Below are 21,024 nucleotides of genomic sequence, written 5' to 3' on the forward strand. Positions count from 1 at the left end.
GCCGGGGCCGCTCGCGGCCGGCTGGCCGAAGCGTGAACCCCGTCTCCGAAATCCGGCCGGTCCGGCCTTCCAGACGCCCTCGATCGAGGCTGACGACTTCCGGGATGGGGAGCCGGCTGGGGTGAAGGGAATCAACCGGCCGCTCCATTCGGGGTCTGCCTTACGGGGCCGCGGGCAGGCGGTAGCGGCCCGGGCTCGGCTCGCCCAGGTGGTTCCGCGGGCGCTGGTAACGCCGCATGGCGTCGAGCCGGTCCAACTCCTTCAAACGGTTGTAAATCATGGTCCAGGCGCAGTCCTTGTCGGCATCGATCTCGCACTTCCCGTTGTTGGTCCCGCCGCAGGGGCCGTTCACCAGGCCTTTGTGACAGGCGGTGACAGGGCAGATCCCCCCGGTCTCCCCGATGATGCAGGTGCCGCACTGGGTGCAGATTTCGTCGAACCGGCCGTCCGGACGTTCTTTCCCGATGAACAGTGTGTTCTGGGCCGGGATCACCAGTCGCCGGAGCTGACTCGCGATGGTCTGGACCCCGAAGGCGCAGGACATCACCAGCAGGGCATCGGCCTGGTCGATCCGGCCTCCCTGCTCGCTCAGGATCTGCGGGGTCAGGTTGTCACAGGCGACCGGCACCACCGTCGTCCCGGTCACCACCTTGCCCCTTTCGGAAAGGGTCGATTGCATGGCCGCGACTTCCGGCGCGCCGCCGGTGCGGGTCAGCGTGGTGCAGGTCCCGCAGCCGATGATGAATATCCTGTCCAACCCTTCGAGCAGGCGCTCGATTTCCTCGATGGGCTTTGGCTGGGTGATGGTCCGGATCATGCTCGACTCCTCTCTTTTTCAAGGTCGCACCTGAGGCAGCGCCGTGCCTCCACGTGGGCCTGTTCGGCGCTGAATCCCCTTTCAACCTCGCGAAAGTCCTGGACGCGCTCCGCGGGGTCTTCCATCTCGACCGGTATGCGCGGCCGATCCTCCGTCGATTCCTCCTCCAGGGCGAGGCCCGTTGCCTGCGCGAGGGGTGTTTTTTCGTCCACTATCTGGATGCCGGAGGTGTCCCCCTCCAGGTATTTGTCGATCGCCAGGGCCGCCCGGCGGCCGGCGGCGATCGCCCGGATCACGAAGGTCGGGCCGGTGGTGAAATCCCCTCCGGCGAAGACCCCGGGGATATTGGTTGCAAGGGTGTTCTCGTTGACGGCGAGGCTCCCCCACAGGGCACGTTCGAGCCGGCTGTCCTCGGGCAGGAAGGACATGTCTGGCGCCTGGCCGATGGCGATGATGATGTGGTCGGCCTTGATGAACTGGGTGTCGTCGGCGTCGCATTCCGGGCTGAAACGGCCGTTCTGGTCGAAGACGGACAGGCAGCGCATGAACTGAATGCCGCTGACGGCGCCATTCGTGTGCTCGATCTGGACGGGCGACCAGGCCGCGTTGATGACGATACCCTCCTCGATCGTCTCCTCCACGTCTTTCTCCCAGGCGGGCATCTCGTCGCGCTGCTCGAGGCAGAAGACCTGGACGTCCTCCGCGCCGGCCCGGAGCGCGGTCCGGGCCACGTCCATGGCGACGTTGCCCCCGCCGATGACCACGGTCTTACCGGACAGCCGGCCGCCGAGCCCCATCCGGACGTCTCTGAGGAACGTGAGGCCGTAATGGAGCCCCGCCAGACCCTCCTCCTCCCCGGGGATGCCGATCCGCTTGCTCGCCTGGGCGCCCGCGGCGATGAAGACGGCGCTGAAGCCCTCCTTGAGGAGGTCGTTGATGGTGTGGTTGGCGTCGATGGGGTGGTTGCACTCGATCTGCACGCCCGCGTTGGCGATCGATTGGATCTCGAGGTCGATGACGGCGCGCGGCAGACGGAACTCCGGGACGGCGATCCCGAGCATGCCGCCCGGCACCGGCTGGGCTTCGAAGACGGTCGCGGCGTACCCCATTTTGGCCAGGAAATAGGCGCAGGTGAGGCCCGCAGGTCCGGCGCCCACCACCGCCACCTTCTGGGGGCGGGTCACGGGGAATGGCCTATGGGCCGCGCCGTAATGCTGGTAGTACCAGTCGGAGGCGAAGCGTTTGAGGGCGCGGATCGCCACCGGTTCGTCGAGTTCGCCGCGCCGGCACTTGTACTCGCAGGGGTGGATGCAGACCCGCCCGCAGATGGCCGGGAAGGGGTTGCGCTCGCGAATGATTTCGACCGCCGCTCTGTAATCCCCTTGGGCGATCGCCGCCACGTAGTTGGGGACGTCGATGCCGGCCGGGCAGGCGTGCTGGCAGGCCGAGATCACCATGGCGTCGCAGACCGCCCCTGCGCAGCGGTGCTCCTGGATGTGCTCGCGGTACTCGTCCTCGAAGTACATCAGGGTGGAAAGGGCCGGCTTGGGGCTCGCCTGCCCGAGGCCGCACAGGGACGCCTCGGTCATGGTGCGGCCGATCGACTGGATGGTCGCGATGTCCTCGGCCCGGCCGCGCCCGTCGGTGATGCGCGTGAGGGTCTCGAGGAGCTGGGTGGTGCCGAGGCGGCACGGGGCGCATTTACCGCAGGATTCGGACTGGGTGAAGTTCAGGAAGAAGCGCGCGATCTCCACCATGCAGTTGTTTTCGTCCAAAACCACCATCCCGCCCGAGCCCATGATGGCGCCGATACGCTGGATGGTGTCGTAGTCGATCGGCAGGTTCAGGAAGCGCGCCGGGACGCAGCCGCCTGCAGGGCCGCCCATCTGGACCGCCTTGAAGCGCCGGCCCTTGGGGATGCCGCCCCCGATGTCGAAGACGACCTCCTTGATGGTTGTGCCGATGGGGACCTCCACGAGACCCGTGTTGTTGACCTTGCCGGCCAGGGAGAAGATCTTGGTCCCGCGGCTGGCCTCCGTGCCCATCTCCGCGTACCAGGCCGCGCCGTTGCCGATGATGAGCGGGATGTTGGCCAGGGTCTCCACGTTGTTGATGTTGGTCGGTTTGCCGTCCACCCCGGCCTGGGCGGGAAAGGGCGGGCGCGGGCGCGGCATGCCGCGCCGGCCCTCGATGGAGGCCATGAGCGCCGTCTCCTCGCCGCAGACAAAGGCCCCCGCGCCCTTCTTGAGCGAAAGGTGGAAGTCGAAGCCGGTGCCGAGGATGTCCTCCCCGGCAAGCCCGAGGTCCAGGCACTGCTGCAGGGCCAGGTTCAGGTGCTCGACGGCGATCGGGTACTCCTCGCGGACGTAGATGATGCCGTATTCGGCCCCCATGGCGTAGCCGCCGATCATCATCCCCTCGATCACGGCGTGGGGGTCGCCTTCGAGCAGGGCCCGGTCCATGAAGGCCCCGGGGTCCCCCTCATCCGCGTTGCAGACGAGGTATTTCGGGGTGTTTTCCGACTGTCGGGCGAAGCGCCACTTGAGGCCGGTCGGAAACCCCGCCCCGCCGCGGCCGCGGAGCTTCGACCGAACGACCTCTTCGATCACCGCCTCCGGGCTCATCTTCGTCAGGGCCTTGACGAGGGCCTTGTAGCCGCCGGCGGCGATGTAGTGCTCGATCCGGGTGGGGTCGAGCCGGCCGCAGTGGGCCAGGACCCGCCGCACCTGCTTCTGATAGAAGGGGATCTGGTTGCGGTAGTAGATGGGCTGTCCGGTCCGGGGGTCGCAGTAGGCCAGACGCTCGATCAGGCGGCCCTCTTTCAGGGTGCTCTGGACGATCTCCACGGCGTCCTTCGGGTCGACCTCCTGATATTGCACGCCCAGGGGTTCGATGGCTACGACCGGGGCCTTGGCGCAGAAGCCGTGGCAACCGGTCGAACGGACCTCCACCTGGTGATCGAGGCCGGCCCGGGCGACCTCCTCGACGAGGGCGTCACGGACGGCGGCCGCTCCGTAGGCCCGGCAGCCGGTCATGCAGACATGGATCTCCGTCCGCCTGACGTCCGCCTCGGCCAGGATCTTGTTCCGCAGCCACTCCAGTTGACCGATGGATGCGAGCTTCTGCATGGGCTTAGGCCTCCTCCCTGTCTTTGCGGTACTCGCTGAGCACGCTCGTCACCTTGGTCGGATTGAGCCTGCCGAAATAATCCCGATTGACCATCATGGTCGGGGCCAGGAAGCAGGCCCCGAGGCAGGCGACTGTCTCGAGGGTGAACTGATAGTCGGGGCTGGTTTCGCCTTCCTTGAGGTCGAGTTCCTTCTGGATCAGCCGGAGGATGCTGCGGCTTCCCTTGACGTGGCAGGCCGTGCCGCGGCAGACCTTCAGGACGTAGCGGCCTTTCGGCTTGAGGGAAAACCCCGAGTAGAAGGTGACCACCCCCTGGACCTGCGCCGGGAAGAGCCGCAGGGCCTCGGCGATGGGCTCGATCGACTCCGGAGGGACGTAGCCGAAGGCCTCCTGGACCTCCTGGAGGAGCGGGATCAGCCCCCAGCTTGCCTCTCGGTGTTTTTCGATGATCCGGTCGAGTGTCTCGCTGTCGAAACGGGTCGAGTCTTTCATTGGGTGCGCTCCTTGATCTTCGGGGAAGGTCCTGCGTCAATGGTTCGGAATCCCGGCCTTCCGTCTGAAGTTCATGTGCGGTTGCTGCCGTCTTTTCACGCCTGGTCCCGGCCCCATGCTCCTGCATCAGGGAGGTAGCAGCCGGTTGTGGACGGTCGGTCTGGATGGCCGCCGACGGGATGCTGCTGTCGGATCCGTTCCCGGCCGGCAGAGGGACGCGGCGCCTGTGCCGAGATGGCGCTTCTCCCAGGGAGGGCCTTCGCTCGGGCGCGGGGCTAAACCCGTTCGATTCTGACCCTGCAGGTCCTCCAGCCTTTTCCCGGGGATGACAGGCGCTCGAGGCTGACCAGCCGCATGACGTCGTTTCCGTGGAATCCTTGGGGGATGAACACCCGGCCGGGCGGCAGGCCCCGGTTGACCGTGAAGGGGCGTTCGACACTCCCCGTTGCGGAGATGATGCGGATCCTGTCCGCCGCAGTGAGGCCGAGCGCATCCTGATCCTGCGGGGACAGTTCGGCCTCTCCGAGCTTGCCCGAATCGCGGATGCGGCCCGACCGAGAGGTGCGGGTTCCGCTCCCGAGATGCCAGCGTTGGGCGCCGATCAAGGCTTCATAAGGAAAGTCCGCCGCCGTGGCGGCCGGTTGCGCGGCGGCCGGAGGCGCAAGCGCGAAGCGCCGGCCGTCCCCCACTCGGCTGTCCCGGGACTCTTCGGCCGCGACCCAGCCCCACCGTTTGGTGCCGAGATCGGCGTACTCGGGCACCGCGGCTCGGATCTCCCGGCGTATCTTTTCAAGGGTGGCGTAGTGCTCCGGGTAGCCCATCCTGCGGGCGAGTTGCGCCAGGATGGTCCAGTCGGGCAGAGCGTCGCCCGGCGGCTCGACGGCCGGCTCGAAGGTCTGGACGCGGCCTTCCAGGTTGGTGAAGGACCCGCCCTTTTCAGCGAACGCGGCCGCCGGCAGCACCACGTCGGCGAGGGCCGCGGTCCGCGTCATCAGGATATCCTGCACGACGAGGAAATCCAGCCGCTTGAAGGCCGCGTCGACCCGTTCCGGGTCCGGCAGGGAGCGCAGGGGATTTTCCCCCATGATGTAGAGGGCCTTCAGACGCCCGGCAAGGGCGGCCTCCATGAGCGGACCGGGGTCGAGTCCGGCTGCCTCCGGGAGAGCGGTCCCCCAGAGGGCTTCCACCTCCCGCCGTGCGGCCGGGTCCGACAGCCGGCGCCGGCCCGGCAGACAATCCGGTGCCGCCCCCATGTCGAAGGCGCCGGTCAGGTTGTTTTCCATGCCAAGGACGAAGATGCCCGCGTTCGGGGAGCCGATGCTGCCCGTCAGGAGGGCGAGGTTCAGGACCGCGTCGAAGAGGGCGGGGCCGTGGTCGCGCTCCAGGAGATCGTGCCCGAGCACGAAGGCGATCCGGTGGTTCCGGAGCAGGGCGGCGGCCTTTTCCAGACCCCGCAGGACGGCCGGGTCTTCCCCTGCGGCCTTTTCCGGCTCCAGAGCTCGGAAGCGGGCAGCCCAGTCATCCCAGCCGGTTGTGCGGGCTTCGATGAAGGCCCGGTCGAGGACGAGGTCCTTCTGGAGACGGGCCGTGAGGGCGTTCAGCATCGTCAGGGAAGGGAGGCCGCCGGGGCCGAGCCAGGCGGCGGCCGTTTCGCAGCAGCCGGTCCGGACCGGGTCGACCACTACGAGGGGAATACCCTTGCGGGCTGCCCGACGGATGTGGTAGGCCGCGACCGGCACGGTGTGGTCGGGGTCCGCCTCAACGATCAGGACGACCTCGGCCTGTTCGAGTTCGGCAAGCGGGCGCACCCGGCAGGCGTCCTGCAGCCGCTCCTCGATCCCCCGCAGCAGCGCGTGGCCGTTGTGGCTGCCGCCACTCGCCACGTGGTTGGTTTGGAAGCAGACCCGGGCGATCTTCTGCAGGAGGTAATTCTCCTCGTTGCTGCACTTGGTCGAGCCCAGGAAGGCGATGCTTTCGGGGCCGTGGCGGCGCTTGAGTTCAGCCAGTCGCCCGCTGACCAGGGAGAGAGCCTCCTCCCAGGTTGACGGCTGGTGGCCATCGCCGCCGCCCTCCAGCGGGCGGCGGATCAGAGGCTGCAGGAGGCGGTCGGGTGAGCCGAGGAAGTCATGGGCGAAATGACCCCGTACGCACAGGGTGGCGCCGTTAACCGTGTCCCCTTCCCTGGAGGGGTTGACTTCGACCACCCGCCCGCCAGAGACCCCGAGGGCCAGGGCGCAGCCCGCGCTGCAAAACCCGCAGACCGAGGATGCCTCACGCTCCGGGGTCCCGACGAAGGTGCCGCTGCGGGTGGAGAGGGCCCCCGTGGGGCAGAGGGAGACGCAGGTCCCGCAGAAGGTGCAGCGCGAGGACTCCAGCGGCTGTTCGTGGAGGGTCGCGGGGCGGGACGCGAAGCCGCGGCCGTAATAGTCGATGGCGCCCGCCGCGACGAGTTCGTGGTCGGCGCGGATGCACTTCCCGCACAGGATGCACTTGGAGAGGTCGCGGACGATGAAGGGGTTGAGCACCTCGAAGGGTTTGTAGTTGGGCATGGGATAGAGCCCGGGCTCCCCCACGCCGAGTTCCGCGGCCACCCGGCGCAGCTCGCAGCGGTTCCCCTTGCTGCAGACGATGCAGGATTCGGGGTGTTCGGCCATCATCAGACGCACGATATTCCGCCGATGTTCAATCACGCGCGGCGAATGGGTGAGGACGGCCATGTCCCGGGCGGCTGGCGTGACACATGCAGCCATCAGCCGGCCGGTCTTTTCGTCTTCCACCAGGCACATGCGGCAGGCGCCGTACGGTGTGAGATCGCGGTGGTGGCACAAAGTGGGAATCGAAAAGCCGTTCTTCTCGGCGATGCTCAGGAGGGACGCACCGGGCGGGCCGGATACCCTCTTGCCGTTGATGGACAGGACGATGGACTGCACGGGGCGGCTCCTTTCTCGTCGGGGGTTGAAAGTCCTGCCTGATACGGGCGCCGGCAGGATGGGACGCTTTCGCTTCCGAGGGACGTCTTCCGGCGTTCGAGCATGCTCTCCCAAACCGAAGAAAATCGATGTCACCGAAACGTTTCCGGCTGGAAACTACCGCAGCTTGGCGGCGTCCAGATACTGCCGCAGCTTCGCTTCCCCGCCGATGGTGATGATGTGGACGCCGTCACAGACTTCCTTGAGACCCTTGACCGTGTCGGCAAAGAGTTCCAGACTGGCCTTTTCGATGTCGGCGGCCTGGGCCAGTTTGCGGATCACCCACTCGGGTACGAGTCCGCTCTTCAGATGGCGGTTGAGGAAACGCGCCACACCGGCTGTCCGCAGGATGAGGACCTCGGCGATGACCGGCACCCCGAAGGTGTCGGTGCGGGAGAGGAATTTCTGGAAGCGGTCGAGGTCGAAGACCGGGGTGGTCAGAAAGTAGCCGGCGCCGACCCGGACCATTTCCTCCATTTCCCGGAGTTCGAGGTCCGGGACGTTCCGCCCCCAGACCGATTCGACGCCCGAGCCCAGGAGGAACTCGGCCTTGTCCGGGATATCGCGGCCGTCGACCGTGTGTCCTTCACGGATATGGTCGAGCACGGACTTCAGCTTGCCGGCGTCCACGTGGAAGAACATCATCTCCTGCAGGCTGTCGCCTGTGATGCGGTAATCTTCGGTGAAGACGAGGAGGTTTTCCACGCCTGCCTGGTGGGCGGTCACCAGGTCTTTTTGGAGCTGAATGCGGTTCTTGTCGCGGGTGGTCGTCTGATAGATGGATTCGAAGCGGTTCTGTTTGAGCAGTTCACAGGTCTTGATGGTGTCCCCTACAACCCCTTCGAATTCGGTCTCGGACAGGGTCACCCCGTCGATGCGCCCCCGGATCCGTTCGAGGTTTTGAACGATACTGCCGGACTCCTGTTCGATCGGCGTCTGGATTTCGGTGGTGACGACGAAGCGCTTCTTCTGCAGGGCCTCCTTGAGTTTCATGGACGACCTCCTCCCCTCTTTGCCGGATCGGAACCCGGCGCATTGAAAACGGGACCGGCGGCGGACGGCGCCGCTCTAACCCTCACCCTCGAATTGACGTCGCACCTCTTCCTTGAGGCGGGGCAGGGGCAGCGGCTTGGAAAAGCAGGCGTCGGCGCCGTTCGCCTTCATCCGCTCGAACTTCTCGTCGTCCAGATACGCGGAAAGAACGATGATCCGGGTATCGCGCGTCTCGGGAGAGGACTTGATCTTTCTGCACACCTCGTAGCCTTTGATGTCCGGCATCATGATGTCCAGGATCAGGAGATCGGGTCTGAAGTGTGCGACCTGCAACCCGGCTTCGAACCCGTCGGAGGCGGAGATGACGTCATAGTCATGTTCGTCCTCCTCCAGGGCCTGAACGATGCTTTCCACGATGATCGGATCGTCATCGACCACCAGGATCCGGCGGCGGGCGGCGGCGGGCGCTTCCGCCGGGATGGGGATCCCCTCCTCCCGCATGAAACGTTCCAACTCGCTGCGCTTGATTCGGCGGTGTCCTCCGGCCGTCTCGTGGGCCTTGAGACGCCCCGCTTCGATCCAGTCGATGATGGTTTTGGAAGGGACGTTGCAGTACTGGCCGGCGGCGAAAACGGTGAAGACATCCTCCATGATGGCCCCCTTCTTCACAAGATTTGTTGAATTTTTAGTTATTATATAAATTATAGCTTCTGATGTTTGTCAAGTAAAAAATCTGCAACCGGATAACAAATATTTGTAACATTCTGAATTAAAAGCATATATATCTTTGGCTAAGGGCAAAAAAGGAGTGTCGGTGAGAATTGCTGTTTTTTAATGTATTATAGATCTAATCCATTTGACCCGAATTTCCCGGATTGAAAATCTGTCCGGGCAGGGGGATCATGCTCTCAAGAAAGGGTGTTGGTAAAATGAGGAGGATTCGGGTTGACGGTGCTGCCGGAACAGCGGACTTCAGCGGGTGCTCGATGGGGTCCCGCATTCTGGAAATGACGACGATGGCCGGGCCGACTATACCATCAGCGGCGACCATCACCTTATCGAACTCGGATTCTTTCGGGGGATACCCGTTGTAACACCAGGCAGATTTTGGGAGGTGTTCAGGGCTGCGCCTCGATGTCTGGGGGCATTCAGCCGTTTTGAGCCTTGTGGACCGGCAGCGTGATGGTGAAGGTGGTCCCCTGGTTCGGCGTGGATCGGACCGTGATATCGCCGCCGTGGTCGCGGATGAAGCCGTAGCAGACGGAGAGCCCCAGGCCGACTCCTTTGATGCTGTCCTTGGTGGTGAAAAAGCTCTCGAAGATCCGGTTGACGTTTTCCTCCGCGATGCCCTGCCCGGTGTCGGCGATCTCGATCAGGGCCTGGTCGCCCTTCCGGCGGGTTCTGAAGGTCAGGGTGCCGCCGCCCGGCATGGCGTCCCGGGCGTTCGAGATCATGTTGAGGATGACCTGGCGCATCTGGTTCTTGGAGACGTAGACCTCTCCGACGTCCTCCGCCAGTTCGGAGACGATCCAGATATTGTTTTCCTGGAGGATCCGTTCGTGGAGCAGGAGCAGTTCTTCGATGATCTGATTGAGGTCGGCCGGACACCGCTCCTCCTGATCCGGCTTGGAGAACGAGAGCATCTTCTTGAGCATGTCGGCCAGCCTGACTGTCTCTGAAAGCGACATGTCCAGGAGCCTGCGCCGCTTGTTTTCGGGCGGTATCTCGGTCTTCATCAATTCGAGGGTGTTCATGATGCCGTAAAGCGGGTTGTTCAGTTCGTGCGCGATCTGGGATGTCAGCTTGCCCATGGCGGCGAGTTTTTCGGATTGGAGAAGCTGTTCCTGGATGTTGTGCAGGGCCCTTTCCATGCGAATCCGCTCGGTCATGTCGACGAAGGAGCCCACCGTTGCAACCTCGTGCCCTTCATCGTCGTAAATCATGGCTGCCGAGAGGGTTCCGTCGATGATCTCGCTGTCCCTCCGGACGTAGAGCATGGCGTGGTTCTGCAGCAGGCCCTTCCCTCCGTGCTCGGGGTCGCGGATCATTTTCATGATCTTGCGGGCCACGCCTTCGGGGTAGATGCGGGAAATGTGCATCCTGCCGACCGTTTCCTCGGCCGAATAGCCGAGGGTCTTTTCCGCCGCGCGGTTCCAGAGGATGATCCTGCCCGTGAGGTCGGCGGCCATGATCGGGTTCGGGGAACTCTGGATGATCTTGTTCAGGAAATCGTGGGCCTCCTTCAGCTTGCGCTCCATTCGGTAACGCTCGGTCTGATCGACATTGATGCCTTCATAGCCGATGACGTTGCCGAGGTGGTCATGCCGCAGGTGCCCGGTGACCCAGACCACGATGGTGTCTCCGCTCTTTCGCTTGAACTCGACCTCATAGTCTTTGACGAATCCCTCGCGCTCGATCAGCTGCCGGAACCGGATCCGGTCCTCCGGTCGGACGTAGAGGTCCCTGGAGATGTCGATGCTCAGGAACTCTTCCTTGCTTTCGTAGTCGAGCATCTGCAGCAGGGCCCTGTTCGCGTCCAGGAATTTGCCTTCCTTGCTGCTGATGTAGACCCCGACGTTGACGTGTTCGAAAAGGCTGCGGAATTTTTCCTCGGACAGACGGAACTCGGCCTCTCTTCGTTTGCGGTCCGAGATGTCCTTGAAGAAGCGGATCCGGGACCGGCTGCCGTCCGGGTGGGTCACGGGGATCTCCGTCACCTCGAAGGTTTTGTTCACCTTGGAGATATAGAGTTCCCCGCGCTGCTGCCTGGACGGCGCGGTTTCGTGCGCCCAGCACCAGGGGCATAGCGTATCCTGATCGTTGATGACCTTGTGACACTTTTCGCCGACCCCGTATCCGAAATGATCGATCATGGTCCGGTTCATATACTCCACCGTGAAGTCGTCATCGATGACGTAGACGCCTTCGTCGATCGACTCCACGATGGATGCCAGCATCCGCTTTTCCTTGTCCATGGCCGATCCCTTCCCTGACGATGCCGACGGTCCGGTTTCTACCCGGAGATGGGTTTCCCCTTCGAAGGTAGAGCACCGCTGAATGAGAACCAACGGTTGAGGACGGACACGCCCAGCCTCTCCGTGTACCTGGAGCACGGCGGTCGGCTGCGATTCTACCCGGTAAGCCCGAGTTGGCCGGCCACTTCCTCCAGGAGCTGCGGAAGGGGCAGAGGTTTGGAAAAACAGACGTCTGCGCCGTCCGCCTTGATGCGTTTGAACTTCTCTTCGTCCAGGTAGGCCGAAAGGACGATGATCTTGATATCCCGGGTCTCCGGGGACGATTTGATCCTGCGGCAGACCTCGTAACCTTTGATATCCGGCATCATGATATCGAGGATCAGGAGATCCGGCTTGAAGTGGGTGACCTGCACCCCGGCCTCGAAGCCGTCCGCGGCGGAAACGACCTCGTAATCGTGGGCGTCTTCTTCGAGGGCCTGCACGATGCTCTCTACGATGATGGGGTCGTCGTCCACCACCAGGATGCGTTTCCGGCGGCTCTCGTCGCTCGTCTGGCGGGGGATGGGGATCCCCTGCCGGAGCATGAACGCCTCCAGGTCCCCGCGGCTGATCCGGCGGTGCCCCCCCACCGTGCGATAGGCCTTGATATGGCCTGCGTCGATCCAGTTGATGATGGTCTTGGAGGAAACATTGCAAAACTGGCTCGCAGTATATACGGTAAAAACGTCGTGCATTCTGAAACGGTCTCCTCATACGGGTGATTGAGCTTTTTATTTATTATAATAATTATAGTCTGCATCGGATGGTGTCAATCAAAAAGGATGGAGAGGTCCCTGAGGCCGAGCCTGATTCCCTCGAAGCGGATCGGGCTCGGGTGCGAAACAGGGAAGGGCGACACGTTGCGGGTTCGGCGGATCGCCCGGTGAAGTCGGAGGGTCCCGGGGCCGCACCGCCCGCGCGACGGCCGACGTCACACGGAGAAGATCAGTTCGTTCAAGGAGGCCGCGATCTCATCCGCCGAGGGTCTTTTCCGGCCGTAGAAATAGAGCAGGAGGTCATTGAATTTGCTGCGCAACTGTGTATCGGCCACGGCCTCCGCCAGGGTCAGCCGGCTTTTGGGGTCGTAGAAGTTTTTCAGCTTAAGGAAGATCTCCCGGGTGGTGACGCCGAGGTCGTCCCGGAGGGACGGGGATCGCGAGAGGATTTCGAGTAGGGATAGCAATGGCTTACGGTAAACGGCGATCGTGCGGTAGTTGTAATAGTGTGTACGCCTCTCGGTGTTGTATTCCTTGGGCGAAGAGGCTTCGATCAGACGCGCGAAATGCTCTATTTCGTCGTCGACCGGTTCACGCGGCGGCTTGTGCGCCGGTGTGAAAACGGGCCATTTCATCCGGTTTAACCCTCCTTTTTGGTCGGGCGGCTTTGGTTCAGGATATCTGTTCCGACAGGATGCCATCCGAACGGCGGTCGTTCGGGACGGTACGCGCCTTGCGCGGATGGCTGCAGTACTGCAAGCCTATTCGGGAAGTCGCGCGCTCCGCCGCTTTTCACTGCAAAGGCTGTGGGGGTGCCGGACTCCTGCCGCCGCCTCATCCCGTTTGGACATCGGTGATGCCGGTAATCCGGTCCCTGTTCCGGGCAGGGGCAGACGATGGTTTCTATGAGGCAAAATCAGGTGTTGACCCTCTTTTGACATTTGCCTATAGTTCCTCACGATGCCTTTGTGTTGCATAGACACCCGTATGACAGGACCCCGGCGGCGGTGAGGCGAGGGGGTCACCGTAAAACCTTGCAGGATCGAAGAGGGAGAAAATGACGCAAAATACATCCGAAAAACATATCGGGTTTCGGGAAGACCCAGGGGCGGGGCAATCGCTCAGCCTCTGGTTCAATGACACAATAGAGTTCGCACACGGCTGCAGGATCAGTGTGAGGATCAAGGACGTCCTGTGCCACTATCGCTCCCGTTTTCAGGAAATCGCCGTCTTTGAAACGGAGCGGCTGGGCCGGATGCTGGTGCTGGATAACATCACCATGCTGACGGAATTCGATGAAGCGGCCTATCATGAAATGATCGCGCACGTCCCCCTGCTGACCCATCCCAAACCGGTCACGGTGCTGGTGATCGGCGGCGGTGACGGTGGTTCGATCCGTGAGGTGTTGAAGCACCCCTCCGTCGAGGAGGTCCATCTTTGCGAACTCGACGAAGAAGTGGTCAAGGCCTGCCGTGCACATATTCCGTCGCTTGCTTCTGGGTTTGACGATCCCCGTGTCAAGGTGTTTTACGAAGACGGCGCACGGTTCGTCAAGGAGCGCAGTTCGGTCTACGATGTCATCATCGTCGATTCGACCGATCCCATCGGCCCCGGTCAGGTCCTTTTTCAGCGGCCCTTCTATGCGGATATGTACACCGCATTGAAGGAAGACGGGATGGTCGTGACCCAATGCGAATCCATTCACCTCCACAGGGAGGTGATCCGCGGCGTGGCGGACTTTGCCAAAGAGATCTACCCCAAAATCGGTTATTACTACACCCTCGTGCCGACCTACCCGAGCGGCGTGATCGGGTTCATGTGCTGTTCCCGCCGCTATGACCCGCTGAAGGATTTCGACGAAAAGCGGGCCGATGTCCTCGAGGATCTGCGGTACTACACGCCGGAGCTGCACCGGGCGGCCTTCGTGCTGCCCCGCTTTGCACACGGCCTGGTCTAGACCGTTTCCGTCCGGAAATGGGCTTTGCACGCGAAGCGTATGAAGAAAAAATCCTCATCTCCGGAATGGAAATCCGGTCGTCCCGGATCATCCTTTCCGGATTTGCCGGAGATTCCGCAAACCCCCTCTCACCCATCGCTGTTATGGGGCTTCCCAAGCGCAACCGAGGAGTTCAGTCTTTGGCGCCGGAGGTCCCTTTCTTGATCCGGTCCGAGAAGGCGGACAGAAAAAAGGCGGTCCCGGCCACCAGGATGATGGTGGCCCCGGATGTCAGGTCATACTGGTAGGACAGCCACAATCCCACCACTGTGAAGGCGATGCCCAGAAAGGAAGAGAGGACCATCATCTTCCCGAGCGTATGCGTGTACTTTTCAGCGATGTAGGGGGGGATGGTCAGCAGGGCGATCACCAGGATCAGGCCGACGACCCGGATGATCATGACCACCGCCAGGGCGATCATCCCGAGCAGGGTGAAATAGAGGATCTTGACCGGTATCCCCACCACGAAGGCGAATTCCTCGTCGAAAGACATCGCGATGAATTCTTTGTAGAAAGCGAAAACGGTCAGGCAGATCAGTAGGTCCATGGGGAGCATGAACCAGAGATCGCCCAGGGGCACGGCCAGGATGCTTCCGAAGAGATAGCTCATCAGATCCACGCGGTAGCCGGGGGTCAGATCGATCAGGATGATGCCGACCGCCATGCCGACGGCCCAGAGAACACCGATGATGGTGTCGGCCCGGTGCCGGTTCCTGAAGCTGACGGCGCCCATGATCATGGCCACCGCCATGGAGAAGAGGGCTGCACCGAGGGTCGGCGGAATCCCGGCATAGAAGGCCAGACCGATGCCGCCGTAGGCCGCGTGGGCGATGCCTCCGGAGATGAAGACGATCCGGTTGACGACCACGAGCGTGCCGATGACACCGCAGACGACGCTGACCAGGATGCCCGCCGCAAGGGCATTGCGCATGAACTCATACTGGAGGGCTTCCCACACGTCAGCGTTCCTCGTGTTTCGGGAGGACGCGGTGCGGGATCCCGTGCGCGATGAGGTCGACCGGGCACTGATAGGCCATGTTGAGCATCTCCGTGGTGATCTGGCCTTCACCGTGAAAGATCATCTTGCGGTTGATGCAGGCGACCGATTTGACGTGCCTCGAGATGACGCCGATATCATGCGTGATCACCACGATCGTTACGCTGCGGTTCAGATCCCGAAGAAAGTCATAGAGGTCGACCTGAAACTCGGCGTCCACGCTGGAGGTCGGTTCGTCCAGAAAGAGGATCTTGGGGTCCGTGGCGAGCGCGCGGGCGATGAAAACACGCTGACGCTGCCCGCCTGAAAGGTGCCCGATGGGGGTGGCGCGCTCCTCCCACATCCCCACACGCTTCAGGGCCTCCTCGACCTTGCTGCGGTCCTCGCGGGAATACCGCCTGCCGATTCGGGCCTGGGAGAGGCGGCCCATCATGGCCAATTCCAGCGCCGAGATGGGAAAACTGATGTTGAAGTCGGTGTGCTGCGGCACGTACCCGACCCGGTGCCTCGCATCGTGCGGCTCCTGCCCGAGGATCCGGATGGTGCCTCTGTCCGGTTTGAGGAGTCCCAGCAGCAGTTTGAGCAGGGTCGTTTTGCCCCCTCCGTTGGGCCCCAGGATCCCCAGGAAATCGCCCTGCTCCAGACGGAAACTCACGTCCTGGACAATCGGACGTTCATCGAATGCGAACCAGAGATGTTCGACCTCGATTGCGGGGACACTCATGGCGTTTCGATCTCCCACAAATGCGCCTTCCGGGGCGGGGTGGGCGAGGGCCCGGTGAGCCGCTCGACTCTGAACCATGCCCGGGCAGGATGAGGGTGTTTGCAGCAGGCACGGCTTTGCTCGGTCAGGAGCGAATCTCCTCGAAGAAGCGGAGGTTCTGCTGCAGCTTTCCGAACTCGGCCTGCTGCGCCGCAAGCTTTTCACGTACCTCCTGTACGACCTCGGCCGGTGCTTTGTCGAGGAAGCCCGCATTGCCGAGCTTGCGCTCGGCGGTTTGCATGTCCTTTTGCAGTTTCTGCATGGTCTTGCTGATGCGTTTTTTCTCTTCCTCGAAATCGAGCAGTCCGCGCAGGAGCACATGGACCTGGTTCTGCTGGAAGACAGCGGTTGCGGAGGCCTCGGGCTTGGCGAGGCCGGTTCCGAGTGTGATCTGGTCCACCCGCGCGAGCGTTTGCACGTGCTTGAGGTCCCGCCGCAGGAGTTCCGCGTCCTCCGGGCGCGCAAGATCGATCACCACGCTGACTGTCTTGGAGGGGGCGATGTTCATCTCGCCGCGGATGTTGCGGATGCCGGTGATGACGCCCACCAGGAGGTCCATTTCTCGGATCGCCTGCTCGTCTTCCGGAAAGTCCCCCCGTTTCGGGAAGGGTGCGATCATGATGCTGCGATCGGTACCCGGTAGACGCTGCCAGATCTCTTCGGTCACGAAGGGCATGAAGGGGTGGAGCAGCTTCAGCGATGCTGCGAGCACCTCCTGGGCGGTGGCGCGGGCCGATTCCCTGACGACGGGATCCTCGCTGTAAAGGCCCTGCTTGGCCATTTCGAGGTACCAGTCGCAGAATTCATGCCAGACGAACTGGTAGGCGAGCATGGCCGCCTCGTTAAACTTGTAGTCGTCGATGGCCTTGGTCACGTCCTCGCTCACCTGTCCGAGACGGGTGAGGATCCACCGGTCGGCGAGTGTCAGGTCACGGGGTGCATCCGTGAGGGGATGGTCGCCCAGGTTCATCAGCACGAGGCGCGCGGCATTCCAGATCTTGTTCACGAAGTGGCGGTAGCCGAGGATCCGCTCTTCCGAGAGCTTGATATCCCGTCCCTGGGCCGCGAGGGCGGCCAGCGTGAAGCGGAATGCGTCGGTGCCGAACTGGTCCATGACCAGCAGGGGGTCGATGACGTTCCCCTTGGATTTGCTCATCTTCTTGCCTTCGGCATCCCGCACCAGGGCGTGGATGTATACGTCCCGGAACGGGACCTGGCCCATGAAATGGATGCCCATCATCATCATACGGGCGACCCAGAAAAAGAGGATGTCGAACCCGGTCACCAGGGCTGCGGTGGGATAAAAGGTCTTGAGTTCCGGCGTCTCGTCCGGCCAGCCCAGGGTGGAGAAGGGCCAGAGGGCGGAGCTGAACCAGGTGTCCAGTACATCGGTCTCCTGCGTCAGTCGCGAGGATCCGCAGGCTTTGCAGGCCGCCGGGACCTCCTTGGCCACCTGGACCTCTCCGCATGCCTCGCAATACCAGGCCGGGATGCGGTGCCCCCACCAGATCTGACGGGAGACGCACCAGTCTTTGATGTTGGTCATCCACTCCTCGTAGACGGCCTCCCAGTTGGCGGGGTAGATGCGGGTTTGGCCTTGTTTGACCGCCTCCAGGGCCTTGGCGGCGAGCGGAGCGACCCGCACGAACCACTGCTTCGAGAGCAGGGGCTCGATCATGGTCTTGCAGCGATAGCAATGCCCGACGGCGTGGCGGTAGGGCTCGATCTTCTCCAGGAGGCCCTGCGCCTCCAGGTCGGCCAGGACCCGCTTGCGGCACTCGAAGCGGTCGAGGCCCCGGTATTCCCCGGCCAGTTCGTTCATCCGGCCGTTTTCGTCGATGACCTTGATCTGTTCGAGGTTGAACGTGCGGCCGATCTCGAAATCGTTCGGATCGTGGGCCGGTGTGATCTTGAGGGCCCCGGTGCCGAATTCCTTGTCGACATAGGCGTCGAAGATGATGGGTATCGGCTTGTTCAGCAGGGGCAGAATGACATGCAGCCCGGAAAACCGGCTGTAGCGCTCGTCCTCGGGGTTCACGGCCACCGCCGTGTCTCCGAGCATGGTTTCCGGCCGTGTAGTGGCCACGACGAGGTGGCCGTCCCGGCCTTCGACGGGGTAACGGATATAGTACAGATGGCTGTCCAGCTCCTCGTGCTCGACCTCCAGATCCGCCAGGGCGGTATGGCACCGGGGGCACCAGTTGATGATGTAATCGCCGCGGTAGATCAGGCCTTCCTCGTAGAGTTGGACGAAGACCTCCCGAACGGCCCTCGAAAGCCCCTCGTCCATGGTGAAGCGCTCCCGGCTCCAGTCGCAGCAGCAGCCGAGGCGTTTCAGCTGATTGATGATGAGACCGCCGTATTTCCTGCGCCATTCCCAGACAAGGTCGATGAAGGCCTCCCTGCCGACTGAATGCCGGTCCCTGCCTTCGGCGGCAAGGGCCTTTTCCACTACGTTCTGCGTGGCGATGCCGGCATGGTCCGTACCGGGCTGCCACAGGACGTTGTGACCCCGCATGCGTTTGAAGCGGCAAAGAATGTCCTGCAGCGTGTTGTTGAGGGCGTGCCCCATATGCAGGGTTCCCGTGACGTTCGGGGGCGGGATGACGATGCAGTATGAGGGGGCCTCAGAGGTGGCGGCGGCGCGAAAAAGACCGTTGTCCTCCCAGTAGCTGTACCACCTTTTCTCGACATCGCCCGGTTCATAGCTTTTCGGTAGGGTTTCATGTTCCATGGATCACACACTCCTTAACAGAAAAAATCGGAAACACTATTTCTAGCAGGATAAACGCCGAGGATCAAGCCGCATCTTTGCCGGTCCAGGCGGGTGCGGCCGTTTTGGCTCCGCAGGGTCGACCCCGGGCGCCGCGCACACGGCATGCCGTCCGCTGCGTCCCAGCAGGCAGGCCGCCTTCAAGGGAGATCGGGCGCTTTCAGGTTGACCGGCGGGAAGCGTGGAGGGGTTCGGAAGACTGCTGCGGCCTTTCCGGCGCTTCAAGGAGAGAACCGGCGGGGTTGCAGAGGCTGCAAGCGTTTGGGCGCCAAGGTTGCTGTATCGATCGATTCGATACAGGTTCGCTCGGATCTTTCCTGGGGGCTGCAACCTGAGGAGCTGGCCCGTGGGATGGGCGTCAATCCTGCTCGGACTGAAGGCTTTCCTTCAGGGAATCAATGGCTTCACGGATCAGTTTTTCCGCCACTGTGGTCATGGTTTCCCGCGCCACGCGTTCGACGGTTTCTCCGACCACCCGTCGGACAATCTCCTCGATCCGTGCCTCGGAGAGTGCGCCCAGATGATCCGGGGGGCGGCCTTCCGGAGGACCTGCAGCACAGGGGGCATCCTGAGGCGGTGCGTAAAGATCTGCACCCGCTCCACCGCCTTCGAAACCGTTCAGAAGCGGGCCTTTATGCATGTCCTTCACTGGGTGAGCCGGGATGTCTTCCATCTCATCGGATTCGATGGCCCTTTCCTGACCCAGGGCGGCGTCGAGGTCGGACAGGGTGATGGTCTCTGTTTCTTCGTACCCGGGTCCCCGTTCCACCACGTCCGTCAGTTCGATGAGGTCCGGAGCGGCGTCCGGATCCTCCGCATCCAGATTGGAATAGGCGGCATGATTGTTCTCGAACGAGAAATCGAGGGGCGGATCCTCTCGGGATTTTTTGTCATCAGCCATGGGCAGCCTCTGGGATCGGGGTGAAAATCCAACTCAGAGCGGACCCTAACACAGCCTTGGCTGATTGTCAACGGTTCAGAATCACAATGAAAAGAGCGGATGGATCCAGGTGAGGACTGCCCGGATCGCGGCGGTCCGAATACCGTCGCCCCCCTTTCCATGGATCGATGGAACGGATAGAATGAAGCCGTATGCGAAAAAGGGGACAGATTTATTTTGGGTATCTGATATGGTCCATAATGGGATCGGATGGGTGGGGCGAGGAGGAAGCGGAAAGATGAAGATGCGTTTCGGGATCGGTTGGGCGGTGTTCCTTTTCATGATGGGTTTCACGATGGTTTGCGGGCGGCCGGCGGGCGCGTCGGAGCAGACGCGGGAAGACGCCTATCTTGCCGGTTATGCGGCTGCGGTGATCGAACGCGAGTTTCAGTTGGGTTGCCGTACGGTCACCGCCCGGGAGGGCGTCATAACCCTCGAGTTGACGGGGCTGCCGAGCGATGCGGAAGAGCGTTTGCGGCGGACGCTGCTCGAGGTCCCGGGCGTTGCGCGGGTGGACATCGTGGATGTCCCGGCGCTGGAGCCGGCTCCAGCGCCGGCGGCTTCCGAAAGGGTCTGTGCGCAAAAAGAGGGTCTCTTTTTCCCGAAAGGGGGCAGCCTTTTCGACCCCCTCATCGCCGATCCCCGGTGGCCCCACTTCTCCGCGAGCTTTGTCCGGCTCCTCGATGGCGAGGAGTTCAGCCACATGGGTGCGGTCAGTTTCGGCGAACGCTTCCCCTTGTACCGGGAGATCTTTCCGTCCGGGAGGAGCTGGGAACTCGGGGTCGAAGCCGCGGTCTTCTCCCTCTTCGATATGGACGCGGATTCCTTTGACCTCATCAACAGCGATTTCTGGGTTTCTTTTCCTTCTTTGACCTACCGGGACCGCGATTTCAGCGCCCTGATGCGCTTCTACCACCAGAGTTCCCATCTGGGAGACGAGTATATCCTGAGAGGCGGAATCGACCGGGTCAACCTCAGCTACGAGGCCTTGAGCCTGACGCTTTCGCAGAAATTTCTGACCTCTTTCCGGGTCTATGCAGGCGGAGGGTACCTCGTTCGCAGGACGCCGTCCGAGCTCGAGCCCTGGTATGCCCAGCTCGGACTCGAGTATGAGAGCCAGCGCCATTATCTGCAGGGTTGGGTGACGCCGCTGATGGGAATGGATCTGCAGCTCAATCAGGAAAACGATTGGAGCACCGGCCTCTCGCTGCGAGTGGGCGTCCGCTTCAGGGCCTTGGAAACGGGGACGCGGCGCTATCTCCTGACCCTCGACTACTACAACGGTCACGCCCCGAGCGGACAGTTCTACGACCGCAAGATCGAAAGCTTGGGGATCGGCACCCATTTTTACTTTTAAGGGAAGGTGGGTTTTCGGTGCAGGTCTTCGTTCGATGGAATGGTTTTGCCGCGCGCGGGTATGGCCTT

General features: G+C 62.5%; 16 protein-coding genes. 2 read left to right on the top strand and 14 right to left on the bottom strand.

Going from position 1 to position 21,024, the window contains the following annotated elements; all coding sequences use genetic code 11:
* Positions 1 to 160 precede the first annotated feature (160 nt).
* From ACZ500_RS00625 to ACZ500_RS00670, 10 genes are all read right to left on the bottom strand, one after another.
* Complete coding sequence (locus ACZ500_RS00625; RefSeq protein WP_464230604.1) at positions 161 to 817, bottom strand: methylenetetrahydrofolate reductase C-terminal domain-containing protein; 657 nt, start codon at positions 815 to 817, stop codon at positions 161 to 163.
* Positions 814 to 3,945, bottom strand: coding sequence for an NADH-ubiquinone oxidoreductase-F iron-sulfur binding region domain-containing protein (locus tag ACZ500_RS00630; RefSeq protein WP_464230605.1), 3,132 nt, complete (start codon positions 3,943 to 3,945; stop codon positions 814 to 816). Before ACZ500_RS00630 ends, ACZ500_RS00625 begins: the two co-directional genes overlap by 4 nt.
* Positions 3,946 to 3,949: 4 nt before the next feature.
* Positions 3,950 to 4,438 carry an NADH-quinone oxidoreductase subunit NuoE gene (nuoE, locus tag ACZ500_RS00635; protein WP_464230606.1) on the bottom strand — a complete coding sequence of 163 codons (489 nt, stop codon included), beginning with the start codon at positions 4,436 to 4,438 and terminating at the stop codon, positions 3,950 to 3,952.
* 275 nt (positions 4,439 to 4,713) lie between these two features.
* Positions 4,714 to 7,368: a molybdopterin-dependent oxidoreductase gene (locus tag ACZ500_RS00640; protein WP_464230607.1), complete on the bottom strand. Its 2,655-nt coding sequence runs from the start codon at positions 7,366 to 7,368 to the stop codon at positions 4,714 to 4,716.
* A gap of 156 nt (positions 7,369 to 7,524) precedes the next feature.
* On the bottom strand, positions 7,525 to 8,400 hold the full coding sequence (locus ACZ500_RS00645) for a methylenetetrahydrofolate reductase (RefSeq protein ID WP_464230608.1): 876 nt from the start codon (positions 8,398 to 8,400) through the stop codon (positions 7,525 to 7,527).
* A gap of 75 nt (positions 8,401 to 8,475) precedes the next feature.
* Positions 8,476 to 9,051 (bottom strand): response regulator, encoded by a 576-nt coding sequence (locus ACZ500_RS00650; RefSeq protein WP_464230609.1) that lies wholly within the window; start codon positions 9,049 to 9,051, stop codon positions 8,476 to 8,478.
* Positions 9,052 to 9,247: 196 nt separating this feature from the next.
* Positions 9,248 to 9,451, bottom strand: coding sequence for a hypothetical protein (locus ACZ500_RS00655; protein ID WP_464230610.1), 204 nt, complete (start codon positions 9,449 to 9,451; stop codon positions 9,248 to 9,250).
* A gap of 97 nt (positions 9,452 to 9,548) precedes the next feature.
* Positions 9,549 to 11,375: a PAS domain-containing sensor histidine kinase gene (locus ACZ500_RS00660; RefSeq protein ID WP_464230611.1), complete on the bottom strand. Its 1,827-nt coding sequence runs from the start codon at positions 11,373 to 11,375 to the stop codon at positions 9,549 to 9,551.
* A gap of 155 nt (positions 11,376 to 11,530) precedes the next feature.
* Positions 11,531 to 12,109, bottom strand: a complete 579-nt coding sequence (locus tag ACZ500_RS00665; protein WP_464230612.1) for a response regulator — start codon at positions 12,107 to 12,109, stop codon at positions 11,531 to 11,533.
* A 236-nt stretch (positions 12,110 to 12,345) separates the two neighbouring features.
* Entirely contained in the window at positions 12,346 to 12,765 is a 420-nt protein-coding gene (locus ACZ500_RS00670) for a hypothetical protein (RefSeq protein WP_464230613.1), read from the bottom strand.
* 422 nt (positions 12,766 to 13,187) lie between these two features.
* On the opposite strand from ACZ500_RS00670, the gene speE reads away from it, so the two are divergent.
* Positions 13,188 to 14,087 carry a polyamine aminopropyltransferase gene (gene speE, locus ACZ500_RS00675; RefSeq protein WP_464230614.1) on the top strand — a complete coding sequence of 300 codons (900 nt, stop codon included), beginning with the start codon at positions 13,188 to 13,190 and terminating at the stop codon, positions 14,085 to 14,087.
* A gap of 172 nt (positions 14,088 to 14,259) precedes the next feature.
* On the opposite strand, the gene ACZ500_RS00680 is transcribed toward speE, so the two are convergent.
* The 4 genes from ACZ500_RS00680 to ACZ500_RS00695 form a co-directional block, all read right to left on the bottom strand.
* Entirely contained in the window at positions 14,260 to 15,084 is an 825-nt protein-coding gene (locus ACZ500_RS00680; protein ID WP_464230615.1) for a metal ABC transporter permease, read from the bottom strand.
* Between the two features lies 1 nt (position 15,085).
* Positions 15,086 to 15,925, bottom strand: coding sequence for a metal ABC transporter ATP-binding protein (locus tag ACZ500_RS00685; RefSeq protein ID WP_464230616.1), 840 nt, complete (start codon positions 15,923 to 15,925; stop codon positions 15,086 to 15,088).
* A 46-nt stretch (positions 15,926 to 15,971) separates the two neighbouring features.
* Entirely contained in the window at positions 15,972 to 18,620 is a 2,649-nt protein-coding gene (locus ACZ500_RS00690; protein ID WP_464230617.1) for a valine--tRNA ligase, read from the bottom strand.
* Between the two features lie 397 nt (positions 18,621 to 19,017).
* Positions 19,018 to 19,560 carry a hypothetical protein gene (locus tag ACZ500_RS00695; protein ID WP_464230618.1) on the bottom strand — a complete coding sequence of 181 codons (543 nt, stop codon included), beginning with the start codon at positions 19,558 to 19,560 and terminating at the stop codon, positions 19,018 to 19,020.
* 277 nt (positions 19,561 to 19,837) lie between these two features.
* Between ACZ500_RS00695 and ACZ500_RS00700 the strand changes: the two genes are divergently transcribed.
* On the top strand, positions 19,838 to 20,956 hold the full coding sequence (locus tag ACZ500_RS00700; protein ID WP_464230619.1) for a DUF1207 domain-containing protein: 1,119 nt from the start codon (positions 19,838 to 19,840) through the stop codon (positions 20,954 to 20,956).
* Positions 20,957 to 21,024 lie beyond the last annotated feature (68 nt).

The sequence above is a fragment of the Desulfatiglans parachlorophenolica genome (assembly GCF_055394735.1).